The following is a 16,168-nucleotide window of genomic DNA, read 5'->3' as shown; positions in this document are numbered from 1 at the left end:
GGAACTTACCTCGCACTAGCGGTTCCTTTTTCTGCCTACTGCAAGCAGTAAAGTGAAGTTTTACTCTATTCTCTTTTCTATATAATCAGAGTTAAGCAGCTGAAGCGCTCCCATGTATTTCAGGCGAAACCTAAGGACGTCACCTACCTTTAGATTAGCTTTATTTTTTTCTAGATCCAGCACCAGCATGTCTGAGCTTGCACCTACTACTTCGTAATCATCTTCCATAGGCATAATATATTTGGGGTCCAGATCCAGCAAGCCTACATCCAGGATAGCCCGATAGTGCGTTTTACCATAGAGGGCCGAGTCTACTTCCATTACATCTCCCTGAGGGTTAGCGCCCAGCTCGCCAATTGGGAGCATAGGTTTTTCGGTAATTTCAATGATCTGAGCACCAAACTCAAAGACATCATCCTTCATTCCGGGAATAAGCTTATCCTCAAAAAGGTTAGCTCCAAAATATAGCGTTTCTCCTACCCTAAAGTGGTTTACCCCCTGAGGAATCTGCTTGTTGATAATTAGAGGAATAGTAACCGAGGTACCACCAGAAACCCAGGGAATTTTTCGGTTAAACTTTAACTCAATAATCTGCTTATACAAACTTAGCTGTATGAGCTTATCCTGAGAGGGCATTACACCATGCAAACAATTGAGATTAGTACCAATACCAATAATTTCAATCTTAGGAAGCTCAAATACTTTAGAGTAAAAGTCTATCAGATGCTCACCCATAACCCCTTCCCGGAGGTCTCCAGTTTCTATCATGATAATCGCCTTGTGCAGTTTATCCTGCTTGACAGCTTCATCAGAAAGGAGTTTGAGCGTATAGTATTCTGTATTCATACTGACATCTGCATAAGATATAATATCTTCTACTGCCTCTTTGGCCGGAGGCTTTATGTAGACAGTCTGCACCTCAGTATTAATATCTTTAATCTTTTTCAGATTACTAATGCGGGAGTCATGCACTTCTCTTACCCCCAAATCAATGAGTTCTTTAAGAAATAGCTCGTTTCCACACATCAGTTTAGACACTGCGCCCCAGTGTAAATTATTGGACTGAAACAGGTCTTGAAGAAAGTCATAATTATGCTTAAGACTTTCTCTTTTCATTTTTATATAAGCCATTGCTATTTATTTCTTCTGTAATCTCATTTCTAAATACTTATTGGAGAAGCCCAATTTTTCGTAAAGAAATTTAGCAGGGTTATTAGGCTCCACATGCAGGGCAATGTTGCCTTTGGCCATATCAATAGCTCTTTGCATGAGTTGTTTGCCCAGGCCTTTACCCCTGTACTCACGATGAACAGCAATGTAAACTAAAAGGTTTTCCGGCACATAACCTTCCATACCAGTCTGGCACATCACCACAGCACCAACAATCTGGTCGTTTTCTTTAGCTAAAAGTACAAATCCCCCTTGGTGAGGATAATTGCTTAGCGCATAATCCAGACATTTTTTAATGTCTTGAACCTCGTCACCAAACTCGTCAAGGTGAGTATACAGAAATTCTGCGATTTCGTTTTTGACCAGGATGGTTGCGCGATCTATTGCGGTTAAAAAAGTAAAGTCCATAAGTTATGTTATGAGTATTTCAAAGATTTGTTTTCTATTTGTTTATTAGGAATAACGTAAGATAGTGTCACAAAGATTATTAGTGCACCAAGGATACCAAAGACGTTAGCATCCAAGCCCAGCGGCATCTGCTCCGCAGGTATGAGTAGGGATAAGCCTACCGTAACACAGCCACCGGTAAGCATAGAACTAAAGGCGGCAATAGAGTTGCCCTTTTTCCAGAAAAGTGCTCCTAATATAGGTATAAGTAAGCCCGATACCAGAAAGGCATAAGAGTACAGCATTAAATTTAGCACATTGGTCATTTTCCAGGCTAGACCTACTGCCAACACTCCCAAAATAAAGGTTACCCCCTGAGAGATCACTAAAAAAGATTTACCATTTTCATTAATAGGAAAAATTTTACACAAAAGGTCAGAGACAATGTTTCCGGATGCGGCCATCAGACAGCTATCTGCTGTAGAGAGCACAGCAGAAAAATACGCTGACATTACCAGACCCATCAGCCCGACTGGCAATACGGTTCTGAGCAGCATAGGCAAACCTGTTTCCGGGTCGGTAGCCGATACGTTTTCTGCTCCCAGGTAATCAAACATTCCCTGATCAGCACCAACCTTGGCCAATAGGCCCAAAGCCACTCCCATAAACGCCATAATGGGCCACTCAAATACTCCCGCAATAAACCAGGCTTTTCGAGCCGTTTTTTCATCCCTAGAAGCGTAAATTCTTTGGTACAAAGTCATGGCGACAAACCAAATAGGAATGATAGTGACACCCCAATTGACCATATCTTGCCAGCTTATATTAGTAAATGTAAGCATTTCTGGGGCTACTGTTGCTTTAATAGACTCCCAGCCTCCTACCGCAGTATAGGCTATAGGCAAGCCAATAAATATGAGACCACACATCAGAATGATCCACTGTACTGTATCAGTATAAATTACGGCCTTTATTCCTCCCAATACGGTATATATGACCGCAACAGCGCCCATAACCCAGAGTGCGGTATTCATATCCAGATCTACAAAAGTACCTGAGGCCAGTTTTGCCCCCGCCAGTATTTGAGAGCTGGTAAAGCCTGTGTAGCCTACTGCCGAGATAAGACCAGCCAGCAGGGCTGTTTTTTTATCGTAGAAATAGCCAAATATCTGAGGGAAGGTGTAAAATTTATCAAAGGCTTTATTGCCTTTTACCAGAGGGATAAGAAACACTGCTGCCAGCCAGGCACCTATTAAGCCGGTGAACAACATCCATGAGCCAGAGAGTCCCATTACAAAGCCGAGCCCACCTAAGCCTACTGAGAAGCCACCGCCTACATCGGTAGCTACTACTGACAGACCAATGTGCCAGCTATTCATTTTCCTACCTCCTACATAATAATCTTCTGTACCCTCGTTTTTGGAAAAAAAGAAAAACCCCACGCCTAACATGGCTACCATGTAGACTACAAAAATAAGAATATCAATAATGTGCATGCTAAATATTTAACCGGAAGAACAGGCTAAGGTTTGATGTAAAAGGACAATTAAGCCCAACAAAAATGATTACCTTGGCCCCGAATTTTAAAAACACAAAGTTATAAAACATTCTGTTTATCTAAAATTACTGAACGTTTAGCCCTCATGTCCTGGTCACAATTTACTGATTATCAACCCCCTTACTGGCTCTTTAATGGTCATTTGCAGACAATAATCCCCTCCCAATTTCGTAAAGTTGAGTCGGTAAACTACGAGCGACAGCGCCTGCACACACCTGACGATGATTTTCTATTGCTGGATTGGTCCGTGGCAGAGTCAGATAGATTAGTAATCATATCTCACGGACTTGAAGGTGACAGCAACCGCCCTTATATTTTAGGCATGGTACGGGCTTTTAACCGTGCCAGTTGGGATGCACTCGCCTGGAACTTTAGGGGGTGTGGGGGTGAAATTAACCATACACTCAGGTTTTACCATAGCGGAGCTACCGACGACCTGGATCTTGTGATTAGTCATGCGCTAAGTCAAAAGCAATACAAAAGCATAACTTTGGTAGGTTTTAGCCTGGGAGGAAACCTCACACTAAAATATTTGGGTGAGTCTGGAGACAAACTGCCCCCGCAAGTAAAAGTGGGAGTGGCTTTTTCTGTACCTTTAGATTTATATACCTGTTCAGAGCAAATCAGCTCCCCTGCCAATTTTGTGTACAGCCGTCGTTTTCTAAAAAACCTGAAAAAGAAGGTAAGCCAAAAGGTGCTTCACATGCCTAATGACCTAAGTACAATGCATTTTAACCAAATCAAAAGCCTGAAAGATTTTGACGATTTTTATACTGCTCCCCTCCATGGCTTTAAAGACGCAATGGACTACTACACTCACTGTAGCAGCCTGTATTATTTGGAAGATATTAAGGTGCCAACTTTGCTGGTAAATGCGAAAAATGACCCTTTTCTCTCTGACAAATGCTACCCAGTAGAAATGCTTAGAGACCATCCTTATGTTCATCTGGAAACCCCACTAAGTGGCGGACACGTAGGCTTTATGCCTCGTGGGGCGGGAGCAGACGACAATTACTGGTCGGAGGATCGGGCAGTCACTTTTGCAAAAGCAAAGTTGCAAGGCAGGTCTTACTAACAAAAAACCAATTGACCACCTGGCCAATTGGTTTACTTATAAATAACATAACCCTAAATGAGCCATGCATTATTGAGCTTGTTTTACGATTCTGAAACCGTAATATTTTTGTTGATCTGATTTACTGTTCTGGTCATTAGGATCAGCATAGTCGTAGGCGCTATAACCATAAGTGTTACCCTCACTATGGTACTCAGCTACATTGCCTCCCAAATCATAGATTTCCGCATCGTTAATTTTTAGAGGAGCATGGCTTCCTACTTCTTTAATTAGAGATGGTTTTTCCTCATCAATTTTTTGCTGAAGCTGCGCGATTTCTTCTTTCGTAATGTCAAACCCAGACCAATAGTTCAGTGTATTTTCTTTATTAGCATTTTTACGGGCCATTTCATGCCACTTTGTCGCCTCCTTGACAGTAGGCAAACGGTATGAGTCTCCACTTACTTCGTTTAGCCACTGCACATAAGCTTTTGCTTCTGCTATACTTACGTTATGCACTGGGTAGTTGGATTGCAGTGGGTTAAAAGAATGCTCTTTTTTGTACGCCTGATACTGAGCATGAGTCACCTCAAACCTGCCTACTGCTATAGTATCTTTATCCAGAGCTACCACTTCCGGAAGCAGCTTTTCGTTTTTGATTACCCCATAAAGATGGCCTTCTTTTGCAGCTTTATCCTTTTTAAGCAACATAGCCAGTGGACTATCTTCTTTCAGGGCTTCATTCTCAGCTTCGTAGGTTTTAAAGAGGTGCTGATCAAACCAGTCTAGCTCTTCATTCATTTTACGTAGCTGATGGGTGATCTTCTGCAATCCGTGGGGCTGCCCGGGAAACCACACGAAACGCACCGGAGCCTGCTTGTTTTGCTGTAAAGCACGATAGTACTCCCAGCCCTGATCACGCGGTACTGCCCGGTCTTCACTACCATGAAAAATAATGGTAGGCGTCTTTACCTTTTCCAGCTCAAATAATGGGGATTTGATGATATAGTTCTCATTGTAGAATTTTCCGTCAACATCATCCCAGGGGGCTCCTCCAAAGTAGCTTTGATCAAACTGTACACCAAAGCGGCAGGTACCAAAATCAGAAGTCCAGTTTACATCTCCGGCACCGGGTGCAGCAGCTTTAAAAATATCCGGGTACCGAACGGTTAACATAGTTGTGAGTATAGCTCCATTGGACCATCCCATTACCCCAAGCTTTTCTTTATCCACCATACCTTTTTCTGCCAGCTCATTAACCGCATTCATAATATCTACCAGCTCAGGCTCGTAGTAATTCTTTTTAATAGACTCTACAAACGCCAACCCGTGGTTTGATGAACCATGATAATTAGGTTTAAGCACAAAGGCTCCACGTTGAGCCATAATGTTTGGGTAGGTAGACCAACGCTCTGTCCATAGGTCAAGGTCAACGCCTGAGGGACCGCCGTGGATAGATAGCACCAGCGGATACTTTTTCCCTTCCTCATAATTTTCTGGATAATATAGGAGACCATTTACTTCTTCGCCCTGGTACCCCTTCCAGCGGTATACCTCATATCGTGTGAGCGTTTTCTTGCTAAGCTTTTTGTTAAGCTTTATCAGCTCTTCTTCCTCATCTAAAGCTAGCTTTCCTCTCCTGCTTTGTACTTCTGCCACATAATATTGTGGAAGCTGCGATGCATTAGAAAACTCATAGACCAGCTGCTGGCCATCGTCCGAGATTTCAAAAAAGCGCAAATGCTCTTCCTTACCCTCTAAGCTTATCATCTGTTGCTGCCAGTAATTTCCATCTTTATGGTAATACGCCAACTTGCGCGTAGCACCGTTCGCCAGATGCGCCATTAGTCCAGAGGGGGTTAATGCATAGTCGCCGCCCAGGCCCCATTCCCAATTCAGGTTTAATTTATCGTAAGAGTGGCTGGTAAGATTGTAATAATAGAGTTCTGTGATGCCTGCGCCATTCCACTCAGGATCACTTGATTTTTCGGCAGTAAAGTACATTCCCTGCTGATCAGGTGTAAACTTGAAGCTGGATGGAGTCTGTAGATTTTGCAGTACTCTTCGCTTTTCGCCACTTTCCAGATTGTATAGATAGTACTCACCTTTGGGCTGGGCATCAGAAGCATAATGCGGGCTCATAAGTAAGCCTGCAATGAGCCAGCGTCCATCTCTGGATACGGCATATTGGCTTACCGGATATTCATTGTCGGTAAGGCGTTGTACCTTTTTGTCTTTGAGGCTAAAGGAATATACTCTTTTGGTAGTCCAGTGAACCGTATCTTCTACTATGACGGTATTGTCCTTTTTTTCTTCCAGTTTTTGCTCATACAAGGTTTTGCCATCATGCGAAATGTAAGTCAAAGTAGTATCGTTTAACCACTTAATATCTGAAATACCATCTTCAAAGCTATGCACCTCTTTGGGCTCGCCTCCATAAATGCTCATAGCCCACAGCTTTTTGCCCTCTTCTCTTGAGGAAAGAAAATAAACAGTTTCACTATCTCTGGAAAACAGTGGAGAATGCTCACTTTCATCGCCTTGAGTAAGCGGTATTGTCAGATACTTATCTTCTTTGCGTACGTCCAGACGAGTCAGGTAGATATCGCTAACAAACTTATCTTTTTCCTTAACTGCTTTACTTTTGGTCCAGACCACCATTTTGTTGTCAGGAGATATCTGTACCTCACGCATGGTCTCTGTATTAATGATATCTTCAGGAGTCCATCGGCTGGGATCAGACTTTTTTTCCTGAGCCCATAGGCACCCTGCCCACAGGCTCAGCAAGCATACTAAGCTGTATCTCATAAATTAGGTTATATAATTGGGTATTAGGAAAATATGTGCTTTCAGCAGCAACACTCAGCTCATTGCTTTAAGCCTGCTGCACGGTAGAGGCCTTTTATGGTACAAGTAGCTCCAAAGCCGCCGCACTCATAGCTTTCACTCCGGTTTTTATAGTAGGTTCTGGTAGCGGTGCGAAAAATGGTGAATGTAGTGACGGTAAGTCTTTGCCTTCTTCCCTAGCAGCTTCTACTTTTGCAGGGTCTACTGCTCCCAGCCAAAACATACAGATCGGCACCTTCTGATCCTGTAATCCAAAGCGGCTAAAGTCCTCTCCCACCATATTCGGGGGCATTTCTACAACCTTATCATCACCAAAATTTTGTTTAAATACCCCTACCAGTCTTTCGGTAAGCTCAGGATCATTAATCGTTGCCGGTGTTTGAGGGTCACGAATCTTGATAGTAGGGAATTTTTCTTCTGGCAGCCCGACCAATCGCGCCATATTCTCTGTCATTCTTTCTAGCGCTTCAATCGTCTGGTTTCTGACATCCTGAGAATAGGACCGCAACGTTAGTTGCATTTTCACCTCATCTGGAATGATGTTGTGCACAGTTCCTCCATGAATGGAGCCTACTGTTACTACTGCTGGCTCTATCGGGTTAATTTCCCGACTAACGATAGTTTGGAAAGCACTGATCATTTCGGCACTTAGTACAATAGGGTCTATTGTAGTATGAGGGGCAGCACCATGACCACCTTCGCCGTACACAGTAATATCAACCATATCTACACTAGCCATAAAGGCTCCGGAGCGATACCCCAAAGTTCCGGCTGGTAATGAGGCATTATCGTGTAAAGCTAATGCGTAGTCTGGCAGAGGAATTTTGTCGTACAACTTTGCTTTGAAGAGTTCATACGCTCCAAACCCAATCTCTTCTGCTGACTGAGCTACCATTACCAGGGTACCTTGCCACTGGTCTTTAGTTTCTACCAGAGCTCGGGCTGTTCCTAAAAATACAGTCATATGGATATCATGCCCACAGGCATGCATTACTGACACTTCTTCTCCGGCAGGGTTTATTCCCCTGGCTTTGCTGGCATAAGGAAGCCCTGTTTTTTCTTCCAGGGGTAAGGCATCCATATCCGCGCGGATAAGTACAGTAGGGCCTTTACCATTTTTCAGTACGCCTGCCAGATTGTGCATTCCTAGTTTTTCCTGCACTTCAAAGCCCAGAGATTTTAACTCTTTGGCAATCAGGGCCGAAGTCTTTTCTTCTTTAGCCGACAGCTCTGGGTTCTGATGCAGGTGCTGGTAGATATCTTCCAGCGAAGCATAATTCTCGTTAGTAAACTCTTCTACCTTTTGTAGCAATTTATTTTGGGCAGAAAGTGATAAACTAGCCATGATCAGAAGGCTCAAGAAGTATAGTTTCTTCATGTGTTAGATATGTAGTATGTGTATTTTTAATATGCTTATAAACTTCAATCTCTCATCAGGCGATGGTCAAAACCAAAAGTCTTGTTTTCCACGACTGTTATTTTTTGGAAGTCTGGATGCCTGGGGTTAAGTAGGTAATTACATTCATCAGGTATGTGTACCGAAGGCACCTTGAACACACCATGCTTTGCCTCATTTAACCACTCTTCTCCTATTCTGGCTACACTCTGCGGGGCAGGAAACTCCCACCAGCCTTCGGGCAGTTTCTTGACATCTACTGTAGCTATGCTCACACTTTCCGGCACTTCTATGGTAAGCATGCTCAGCGCTCCCAACTGTCGGTGGTGCTCCACTCCCACCAGAAACTCTAATGCTGCCAGGGCACGGTTCTCTGCAGTGTATACCACAGCTTTGCCCGGCAAGTTCCACCTTCCTCCGTACAAAAAAGCTCCGTACCCATCCAGAGCGGGGTACTGTGCCTTACACAATCTGTAAATATACATTAACGATATACTCCGTGTTCAATCTGTCCTAATAGTTGTAAAAGTAATTCGGCACCCTGCCGGGTATCCAGAAGGTCGGCAGGTTTTACATTGCCCAGCGCACGGTTGGAGGCCTGCATCCAATGCTGAAAAACGCTGGGACTTGCAAAGACTGAGCGCCCAAACAAAGCTACCTGTGCCCACTGTATGATCTGCTCACTCACATGAGAGGGCAGATAGTCTTCCTCCTTATAGCGCTGTAGCGTCCTTTCACCGATAGGTAACTTGGGCACCAGCTCTTTAAGCGATACGCCTAAAATCTGGCTTACAGTCTTTAGAGTATTGCGAGTTACTCCACGGCGAGCCAGGCGAACCAGATCATAAGGGCTTTCAATCTTAGCCAGTTCGTCCAGTTCAACAATAGAACTTAATTCGTGTGCGTACATAATAGAGTAAATAGTAAATAATACGCCAATTTACAAATTTTTAACGAAAAATGGCATATTAAGTTTGAAATTCAGTATTTTAGCACTATTCACAGCGCAACGGAAGACTATTTATTGAGAAAAAACTATATTCAAACAGCCAACACTATAAGTAAATAGTAATGAAAAACCTTTTTTTGTCTTTAACGATACTCCTAAGTTTTTTTCTATCCTCTTGCGAAGAAGATACGCCTGATACGTTAGGAGACCTGGTAGTAAACCTGCATGCTATATCTCAAGGTAGTAATCCATTAATAGATACTTTGCACTTGGGAATTTTTCCGATAGAGAGCATGCAAACGAATAGCTATGTACTCAATAATGCCTTTAAAAGCGCTGAGGTAGAGTTGGAGGAAGAAAGGGTGGTCTTCACAAACATACTTCCAGGCACCTATGTAGTAGCTTTTGTTGCCACCACTGCTGATGCAGATGTACCCAAACAGGTTTTTCAGATTACAGCCGATGATGTAACGGTAGCGGATCTGTATTTCTGAGGATTAAGAAAAAAGCTTAGCGAATTAGCCTACACTGGCAACTAAATACGACAGAGCAGGCTAAAATTAAAGCTTAAACATTCCACCAGTAGGTAAATTTAAGTACCAGGGCACGGTTTCTGATGCCCAGTGGAGCCGGGAAATAGTTATCTGTGTAAACGATGAACAAATCAGAGGCTGGTTGATAGCGCCATTGCAGACGAGTGTTCAGATTGATGTTATCCAGTTGCTGATTGTATTGCATAAAAGCAGTAATAAAGAGCTTATTGGTCATGGTAACATCTATACGAGGCCCTAAAAGCCAAAACTCGCTCCGGTTCCAGGGTTCCGGAAGCAAAATATTGTTATAGCTGCTTCGCATACTGAGACTAACATAGGGCTGAAAACGATAGCCAAGCTCAGTTGTTAAGTTTAAGCGCTTGCCATCGGCAAAGTAGCCTCCATAACGAGAGGAAAAGCTATAGGTAAACAGGCTGTTGGGTGTAGAGGTATATTCTGTGCCCCAGCTTCTCCAATAGTGCTCAGAATTAACAAAAAGTGTTTCTCCCGAAGCATTGGTAGGATCAAAAGGAAGCAGCAGTTTCACATAATCACGGGCTACCCAGGCAGTAAAAGCAGAGCGATTCTGAAAACTCACATTATAAGCTAAAAAAGATTCATTATCGGTCTGCTGAAAATCGTGTCTAAGGTAAGAAGTTAAACTTAATTTAGGACCATGACTGACGACCTGCCCCCCTTTAGGAAAAAAACGATACTCCGCACTTGGGTTTAGCTTAATATAGTTGCCACGCGGCACATAACCTACCTCCGCCACAAAGCCTTTACCTACATACTCATGCTGCCAACTCAGTGTAAGCCGACGGCTGTCGTACTCCAGGTTCGCGGCATGTGTCATATTCTCATCAGAAGTATAAGGGCTAAACGAACGGAGGTAAATAGCCTTACCAGTCCATAAATTGTTGGACGACGCCAGGTTATACTCTACCCCGATATTACGATTGTACTGCGAATAAACGGGCACATCCGGATCATAGCTGGGAGTATAGTTCAGTGACTGCTTATCTACAACGATAAGGCCAATATTTGAGCGGGCAAAGACTCTTCGCTGCACCGAAGCGACAGCAAAGTTTTGAGCAGGCAGGTTTATATCATCCACCTTGCCGGTTTGCATATTCATCACTCCGATACGCCAGTTTTTGTTAACTTTTCCGCTCAAACGCGCGCCAAAACGTATTGGAACTCCCAGGCCGATACGCCGGGAGAAGAAAGGACGAATGTTCTGGTAGCCAAAATTGGCAAAAAGGTCGCCATTCTCCAGAAAAAACTGCCTTCTTTCAGGGAAAAAGAGCTCAAAACGGTCCAGGTTGGTAACCTGCTGGTCCACTTCTACCTGCGAAAAGTCAGGGTTAACGGTAAGATCCAGGTTAAGCGAGCTGGTAATCGCGATTTTTGCATCTACACCTACTTCTCCCCTGTAATCTGTCGGCTGATCGTCTTCATAGTTGTGACTTAGCCCACCCAAAGCATAGGGAATAACCGAAATGTTAGCACCTACTGTAGGAGGTGGCTGATCCCAGACCAGTGTACCAGTAAATGCCAGTGAAGCTGAAGGAAATTGTCTCGGCACAGGTGCCCATGAAGACTTTTCTGCTGCTTTAAGGTCCAGTCGGCTAAAGTTAATCCCCCACTCTGTGATACCTTTTTTGTAACGAATGGTTTTAAATGGGATAGCTGCTTCAAAAACCCAACGGTCAGTATAATTTTTCACTACCGATGTCCATTTGTTATCCCAACTCAGGTCAACACTACCTCCATCATACATTAAACCATCCCATTGGGCTCCGGCGGCATTAGCTCCAAAGCTAAATCCATTAGTTTGGTCGTCAAAAGGATCCATGAAGAGTAGAAAATTGTCATTTTTGCCAAAAGAGAAGTCCCGGCGAAGAGATTCTACAATATAAGGACCTGGCTTAAGGTGGTAGCAGACCGCAATCAAATAGAGAAAGTTATCATCATAGGCCATACGCACCTCTGTTTTCACTTTGGCCTTGCTGGTATCCATCGGAAGAATCATAAAAAAATCTTTGGCGGCATCAGCATGCTGCCAGGCAGGGTCTTGCATAGAGCCATCAATAGAAATGGCGGTGCTGGTTTTCTTTAGATTCAGGCGGTAGGCTGCATTCTTCTTCTGGGCAATAAGAGCGGTAGCAATAAGACACAAACAGAGGGTAAGGTAGGTAGATCTCAAGAGCTTCAGGTATATTTGGATGGACATACGAAGCACAAATCTAGCTTTTTTTAGGATACTGCCAACGAAAAACCGTAGTCAACAGCCTCCTTACAACAAAGCAAAGAGGAACTGAATGAGAAAACAGTGCTCAAATGATAAAGTAAGCATCAACTTACAACCTGAAACGCCCAGGCTCATAAAACATATGTTTCTTCATAATTGTGGTTTAGTATAGCACTTAAACTGCTCTATACCGAATAAAGCCTGAAAAAAAGGCGGGTCAATTACTTGAAATATATAGGTAAAAAACCTTAAATTTTGGTAAACAAAGCTTTTACGCCTATGTGCAAAATGTTTACGACAAGCATGGCCTTTTCTCTGGCCTTAAGCTTTATGGCCTGCCCCACTCTTAACAGTAATACTACTTCTAAAGTAGCTGCTGAGTCAGCTACCTATAGCAAAGAATTGCGGCCCTATCTACTAAAGCATCAGATAAGCTTAGATAAAGTGTCGGAGAAATCACTCACCTCAGCTATTGGCCAAAAGCGTAAGAGAAACTTTAGAGAAGAATGGCTCATAGAAGGTTTCTGGCGCTATGTGGAACCCAAACGACTGCTGGCTTAGCATAGGCTGCCCATCAAAAACAGAGGGCCCCACCTCATACACACTCCCTTACGGGGAAATAAATATTTTACGCTCTTAATCCTACCTCGTTTCGCCAAAAAAATGGCAGAAACAAAAAAAACAGACCGGATAGATCTGTTTTGATTTTTTTTAGTTCTCTTAACGCATCAGTAAGGTAGCGGTATGTTCTTCGCGCATTACTGATCTGATTTTTTCCAGCACTTCTGGCGTAACTTCGTCCAGACCATGCGCTCTCTGGGCATGATCGGCAGCCATTTGTAGTGCTTCAGCTTCTGTCTGTGCTCGGATGATTCCGTCACAGTCAAAGCCAACATCTCGGCAGTGAATGACCTTTTCCATAGCTTATTAAGTTTAGGTTATACGTATGTATAGTAAAATCAGGCTTAGCTACTTATCGTTGATCAAAGGCTTTACTCTATGTGTATCTCACTGTCTATCATAAAGTTAAGATTTTTTAGATACAATCAAGAAAAATATAGAGAGCTTTTTTGAGGGTTCGCCGGTAAAAGGTATCTCTACTGCTTAAAGCTGGAAAATCAGACTTTTAAATGACCGATACACGATCAACAAAGACAAAAAAATTTACGTTATGCCGGCCTTTAAGTATAAGACCTTGGCAGTTTTGAATAAATCGCGGCAAATAATATGTAGATAGATAAACACAAAAGCTGAAGGTAAAAGCCTACGAATTATGTAGGGCTTTACAGCTTCAGCTTATGGTATATGAAAAGATATGAGAAGAAATTAAAACAGAATTTATTTTTCGTTGCGCACTAAAATACCCAGTGCCTCCAACTGTTGAGGCTTCTCATCCAATGCCAGACGCGCAAGTTTAATAAATTTGGAATACCACTGCTGCATACTGCTAAAGGCCTCCTGCTTTTGCTGTGCCAGTACCTGAGCCTGGCTATAGGTCTGCTTTTGCAAAGTCAGTAGTTCTATCATTTGCCCCAAAAGAATCTGGTTTTCTTGCAGCTCATGCTTAGGAATACCATATTTTTTGAGCACATCGGCATGCTCCATCGCATAATGGTAATAATTGCGAGTTTGCTCCAGCCAGCCATCTATGGTAATCTCTCTTCTGCCCTTCAGGCCCATAAGTACTATAGCCTGAGGCACATCTCTTAAGGCAATTCTAGTCAAAGCTACATGTCTGCTATAACTTGTATGAATATGCTTACGAGTACTCTGTAATGATAGGGTCGCCACTTTAGAATTCTCCCGGGCTTCCTCTAATTTTTGAGAGAGCTCGCTAAATAGATTGCAAATCTTCTCTCCTTCCTTAATTTTTTTGTCATCGTAGCCGTATTCCTTCAGTTTTGCGGAAATTTCGCTCTCCTTCAAGGCTACCTGAATAGACAAATTCGCTTTGTGCAAAAATGTTAGCTGCTTCATAGCTGAATAAATTGATTAATAACCACTAAGTAATAGCATCTAATTCAAATAAACCTATGGACTAGATGGCAAATGCTACAATGTATACTATTATAATTATTTTTACAAATAATTACACTTTAACAAGTAGTCAATTAGGCGTTTGTACTACTTATCGGTGTCTTTAACCGCAAAAAATTACCATTGAAATGCCTCAAACACTCGCAGGCCTGATTTGTCTTCAGAAACTATCTTTCCGCTGCCAGAATGCAGATTTATTTGTATAATAGCATAATTAGCAAAGGACAGATGACACGTAATATGTTCAACAGAAGCGGATTTTTTCTACAAATGAACATTCATTTGAGGAAAATAATGGATAATAATGAGCAGATGAAGCTTAATGAGTACAAAAAGTTGTTGGCTATCTGCCAGATAAACGTTTATATCGCCCCATAAGTAAGTTATGCCTACTACCTTCCGCTTCCATCCCATTTGAAGGTGTAAAATTGCATAAGACATACATTGAGTTGCAAAAGCTACTCGCGGATAAAGCGGCTATCAACGTATAAAAGCTCACAAATCAGCTAAAAAGAGTCTTACTGATCCAATTGAATAGTGTATTTGATAATCTTATATACTAATGTCTGATTTAGAAATAGACGTGGTAGTAAAACCTTATTAGTAAGCTTAAAATTATTCTAAGAATTTAAGTATTGGCGAAGCAAACAGCAGTACGTACAGATTGTTATCTGTATAATTCAGCTATAATAGAGCAAAAGTACTTGACTAGTGCAAGTATATTATTTCATAATTTCATATAAATTTAAAATTATGGTAAAACTCTAGTGTAGTATTATAAATTAAGGAATCATCATTAAGATTACTACCTATATTATCCAATATAAGACGACTTCTATACAAATACTATATGAGCGCAGCCGACATTATCCGCATAAATAAAGAAAGCATTTTAGATAGATGGACGCAAAGTGTACTTGAAGAAATTCCAGGGGCAGAAAAATATAATCTGCCCATCCTCAAAAATAATATACCTGACCTGCTTGATGCTATGGTGGATGCACTTGCTTCAGATGATGCCAGAGATGTGGTGTATAAAAGTGAATCGCACGGAAGAGAAAGAGCTCATAAAACTAAGTACACAATTCTCCATATTGTTAAAGAATATCACCTTTTAAAAGGAACCCTTTTTAAAGTGATAGACGATAATGGAGATAATATAAGCAAACGTGAGCGGGATGGTATTATGTATGCCATTGACCAGGCTCTGGAGCAGTCAACTGAAGCATTTATGCAGATCAGGGAGCATGAAAAAAAGACTGCCAGCGATAAGGCTAAGGGTTTGATGAACAATATGGAAGAGCAAAACCTGATGCGCGACCAGTTTATTGCCGCCCTCTCTCACGACATTAGGGGGCCGCTTACCAATACGCTGCAACTGGTTGAGCTTCTGGAAGAACAGTTAACAGGACCAGACACAGAATTTACCAACAAACTGTTAAATGGCATAAAGATGAGTACACTACGCTCTAATGAGCTTATAAATAACCTACTGGATGTAAACCTCATACAATCTGGCAACCCCATACCTATTGAGAAAGAGGAAAAAGATCTGCTACAGGTGGTAAGTGATGCTCTGCATGCTTATAAACCCAGCCTACAGGCAAGAATAAGGCTTCAGAGCACAAAAGATAAAATTGTTGGGCAATGGGATGCTGATGCGCTTTACCGAGCTTTAGACAATCTGATATCTAATGCTATTAAGTACGGTTCGGAAGAGGGGCCGATTACAATAAGTTTTGATAAGCAGGGCAACTTCACACTAATTACCGTGCACAATGAGGGGAATCCCATACCTCCGGAAAAACTAGATAAACTATTTACGCTTTACTATCGTACTAAAGAAAAAAAAGCAAAGGGTTGGGGTTTGGGTCTAACCCTGGTGCATGGCATTATTAAAGCCCATAATGGAAATATAGAAGTACAGAGTACTGCCCAAGAAGGAACTACATTTCGTATACGCATTCCTGTCTAGCATTTGCA

General features: G+C 42.2%; 15 protein-coding genes. 4 read left to right on the top strand and 11 right to left on the bottom strand.

What is annotated here, in order from left to right; all coding sequences use genetic code 11:
* Positions 1–60: 60 nt before the first annotated feature.
* The 3 genes from PZB74_RS17110 to PZB74_RS17100 are packed head-to-tail and all read right to left on the bottom strand — an operon-like array spanning position 61 to position 3,053.
* Positions 61–1,131: an alanine/ornithine racemase family PLP-dependent enzyme gene (locus tag PZB74_RS17110; RefSeq protein ID WP_302238334.1), complete on the bottom strand. Its 1,071-nt coding sequence runs from the start codon at positions 1,129–1,131 to the stop codon at positions 61–63.
* A gap of 6 nt (positions 1,132–1,137) precedes the next feature.
* Positions 1,138–1,578, bottom strand: a complete 441-nt coding sequence (locus PZB74_RS17105; protein ID WP_302238332.1) for a GNAT family N-acetyltransferase — start codon at positions 1,576–1,578, stop codon at positions 1,138–1,140.
* Positions 1,579–1,586: 8 nt separating this feature from the next.
* Positions 1,587–3,053 (bottom strand): sodium:solute symporter family protein, encoded by a 1,467-nt coding sequence (locus tag PZB74_RS17100; protein ID WP_302238329.1) that lies wholly within the window; start codon positions 3,051–3,053, stop codon positions 1,587–1,589.
* A 147-nt stretch (positions 3,054–3,200) separates the two neighbouring features.
* Between PZB74_RS17100 and PZB74_RS17095 the strand changes: the two genes are divergently transcribed.
* A complete protein-coding gene (locus PZB74_RS17095) occupies positions 3,201–4,190 on the top strand; it encodes a YheT family hydrolase (protein WP_302238328.1) in 990 nt (329 codons plus the stop codon).
* A gap of 69 nt (positions 4,191–4,259) precedes the next feature.
* Here the strand turns inward: PZB74_RS17095 and PZB74_RS17090 are convergent, their stop codons facing one another.
* From PZB74_RS17090 to PZB74_RS17075, 4 genes are all read right to left on the bottom strand, one after another.
* Positions 4,260–6,977: a prolyl oligopeptidase family serine peptidase gene (locus PZB74_RS17090; RefSeq protein WP_302238326.1), complete on the bottom strand. Its 2,718-nt coding sequence runs from the start codon at positions 6,975–6,977 to the stop codon at positions 4,260–4,262.
* 94 nt (positions 6,978–7,071) lie between these two features.
* On the bottom strand, positions 7,072–8,394 hold the full coding sequence (locus PZB74_RS17085; protein WP_302238323.1) for an amidohydrolase: 1,323 nt from the start codon (positions 8,392–8,394) through the stop codon (positions 7,072–7,074).
* A 44-nt stretch (positions 8,395–8,438) separates the two neighbouring features.
* Positions 8,439–8,882: an RES family NAD+ phosphorylase gene (locus tag PZB74_RS17080; RefSeq protein WP_302238321.1), complete on the bottom strand. Its 444-nt coding sequence runs from the start codon at positions 8,880–8,882 to the stop codon at positions 8,439–8,441.
* A 14-nt stretch (positions 8,883–8,896) separates the two neighbouring features.
* The gene (locus PZB74_RS17075; RefSeq protein ID WP_302238319.1) at positions 8,897–9,322 is read right to left on the bottom strand and encodes an Xre family toxin-antitoxin system antitoxin; all 426 of its coding nucleotides are present in this window, start codon (positions 9,320–9,322) and stop codon (positions 8,897–8,899) included.
* 161 nt (positions 9,323–9,483) lie between these two features.
* On the opposite strand from PZB74_RS17075, the gene PZB74_RS17070 reads away from it, so the two are divergent.
* On the top strand, positions 9,484–9,855 hold the full coding sequence (locus PZB74_RS17070; RefSeq protein WP_302238316.1) for a hypothetical protein: 372 nt from the start codon (positions 9,484–9,486) through the stop codon (positions 9,853–9,855).
* A gap of 73 nt (positions 9,856–9,928) precedes the next feature.
* Here PZB74_RS17070 and PZB74_RS17065 read toward each other — a convergent pair whose 3' ends face one another.
* Positions 9,929–12,130, bottom strand: coding sequence for a DUF5916 domain-containing protein (locus PZB74_RS17065; protein ID WP_302238314.1), 2,202 nt, complete (start codon positions 12,128–12,130; stop codon positions 9,929–9,931).
* A gap of 297 nt (positions 12,131–12,427) precedes the next feature.
* On the opposite strand from PZB74_RS17065, the gene PZB74_RS17060 reads away from it, so the two are divergent.
* Entirely contained in the window at positions 12,428–12,709 is a 282-nt protein-coding gene (locus PZB74_RS17060; RefSeq protein WP_302238312.1) for a hypothetical protein, read from the top strand.
* 159 nt (positions 12,710–12,868) lie between these two features.
* Here the strand turns inward: PZB74_RS17060 and PZB74_RS17055 are convergent, their stop codons facing one another.
* The 3 genes from PZB74_RS17055 to PZB74_RS17045 all read right to left on the bottom strand — a co-directional run bounded on the left by PZB74_RS17055 (position 12,869) and on the right by PZB74_RS17045 (position 14,626).
* Positions 12,869–13,069: a DUF1059 domain-containing protein gene (locus tag PZB74_RS17055; protein ID WP_302238310.1), complete on the bottom strand. Its 201-nt coding sequence runs from the start codon at positions 13,067–13,069 to the stop codon at positions 12,869–12,871.
* Between the two features lie 417 nt (positions 13,070–13,486).
* Positions 13,487–14,125, bottom strand: a complete 639-nt coding sequence (locus PZB74_RS17050; protein ID WP_302238307.1) for a PQLLE family protein — start codon at positions 14,123–14,125, stop codon at positions 13,487–13,489.
* Positions 14,126–14,449: 324 nt separating this feature from the next.
* A complete protein-coding gene (locus PZB74_RS17045; protein WP_302238305.1) occupies positions 14,450–14,626 on the bottom strand; it encodes a hypothetical protein in 177 nt (58 codons plus the stop codon).
* Positions 14,627–15,035: 409 nt separating this feature from the next.
* Here PZB74_RS17045 and PZB74_RS17040 point away from each other — a divergent pair, with 409 nt between their 5' ends.
* Positions 15,036–16,160, top strand: a complete 1,125-nt coding sequence (locus tag PZB74_RS17040) for a sensor histidine kinase (protein ID WP_302238302.1) — start codon at positions 15,036–15,038, stop codon at positions 16,158–16,160.
* Positions 16,161–16,168: the final 8 nt, after the last annotated feature.

Origin of the sequence: Porifericola rhodea (assembly GCF_030506305.1) — a bacterium.
GTDB classification, from domain to species: Bacteria; Bacteroidota; Bacteroidia; order Cytophagales; family Cyclobacteriaceae; genus Catalinimonas; species Catalinimonas rhodea.
This window is presented reverse-complemented; position numbering and strand designations above follow the sequence as displayed.

Coding starts and splice junctions, on each gene's coding strand:
- PZB74_RS17070 (WP_302238316.1), top strand. CDS start 9,484: ATGAAAAACCTTTTTTTGTCTTTAACGATACTCCTAAGTTTTTTTCTA.
- PZB74_RS17065 (WP_302238314.1), bottom strand. CDS start 12,130: ATGTCCATCCAAATATACCTGAAGCTCTTGAGATCTACCTACCTTACC.
- PZB74_RS17050 (WP_302238307.1), bottom strand. CDS start 14,125: ATGAAGCAGCTAACATTTTTGCACAAAGCGAATTTGTCTATTCAGGTA.
- PZB74_RS17055 (WP_302238310.1), bottom strand. CDS start 13,069: ATGGAAAAGGTCATTCACTGCCGAGATGTTGGCTTTGACTGTGACGGA.
- PZB74_RS17110 (WP_302238334.1), bottom strand. CDS start 1,131: ATGGCTTATATAAAAATGAAAAGAGAAAGTCTTAAGCATAATTATGAC.
- PZB74_RS17100 (WP_302238329.1), bottom strand. CDS start 3,053: ATGCACATTATTGATATTCTTATTTTTGTAGTCTACATGGTAGCCATG.
- PZB74_RS17040 (WP_302238302.1), top strand. CDS start 15,036: ATGAGCGCAGCCGACATTATCCGCATAAATAAAGAAAGCATTTTAGAT.
- PZB74_RS17105 (WP_302238332.1), bottom strand. CDS start 1,578: ATGGACTTTACTTTTTTAACCGCAATAGATCGCGCAACCATCCTGGTC.
- PZB74_RS17060 (WP_302238312.1), top strand. CDS start 12,428: ATGTGCAAAATGTTTACGACAAGCATGGCCTTTTCTCTGGCCTTAAGC.
- PZB74_RS17085 (WP_302238323.1), bottom strand. CDS start 8,394: ATGAAGAAACTATACTTCTTGAGCCTTCTGATCATGGCTAGTTTATCA.
- PZB74_RS17045 (WP_302238305.1), bottom strand. CDS start 14,626: ATGTCTTATGCAATTTTACACCTTCAAATGGGATGGAAGCGGAAGGTA.
- PZB74_RS17095 (WP_302238328.1), top strand. CDS start 3,201: ATGTCCTGGTCACAATTTACTGATTATCAACCCCCTTACTGGCTCTTT.
- PZB74_RS17090 (WP_302238326.1), bottom strand. CDS start 6,977: ATGAGATACAGCTTAGTATGCTTGCTGAGCCTGTGGGCAGGGTGCCTA.
- PZB74_RS17075 (WP_302238319.1), bottom strand. CDS start 9,322: ATGTACGCACACGAATTAAGTTCTATTGTTGAACTGGACGAACTGGCT.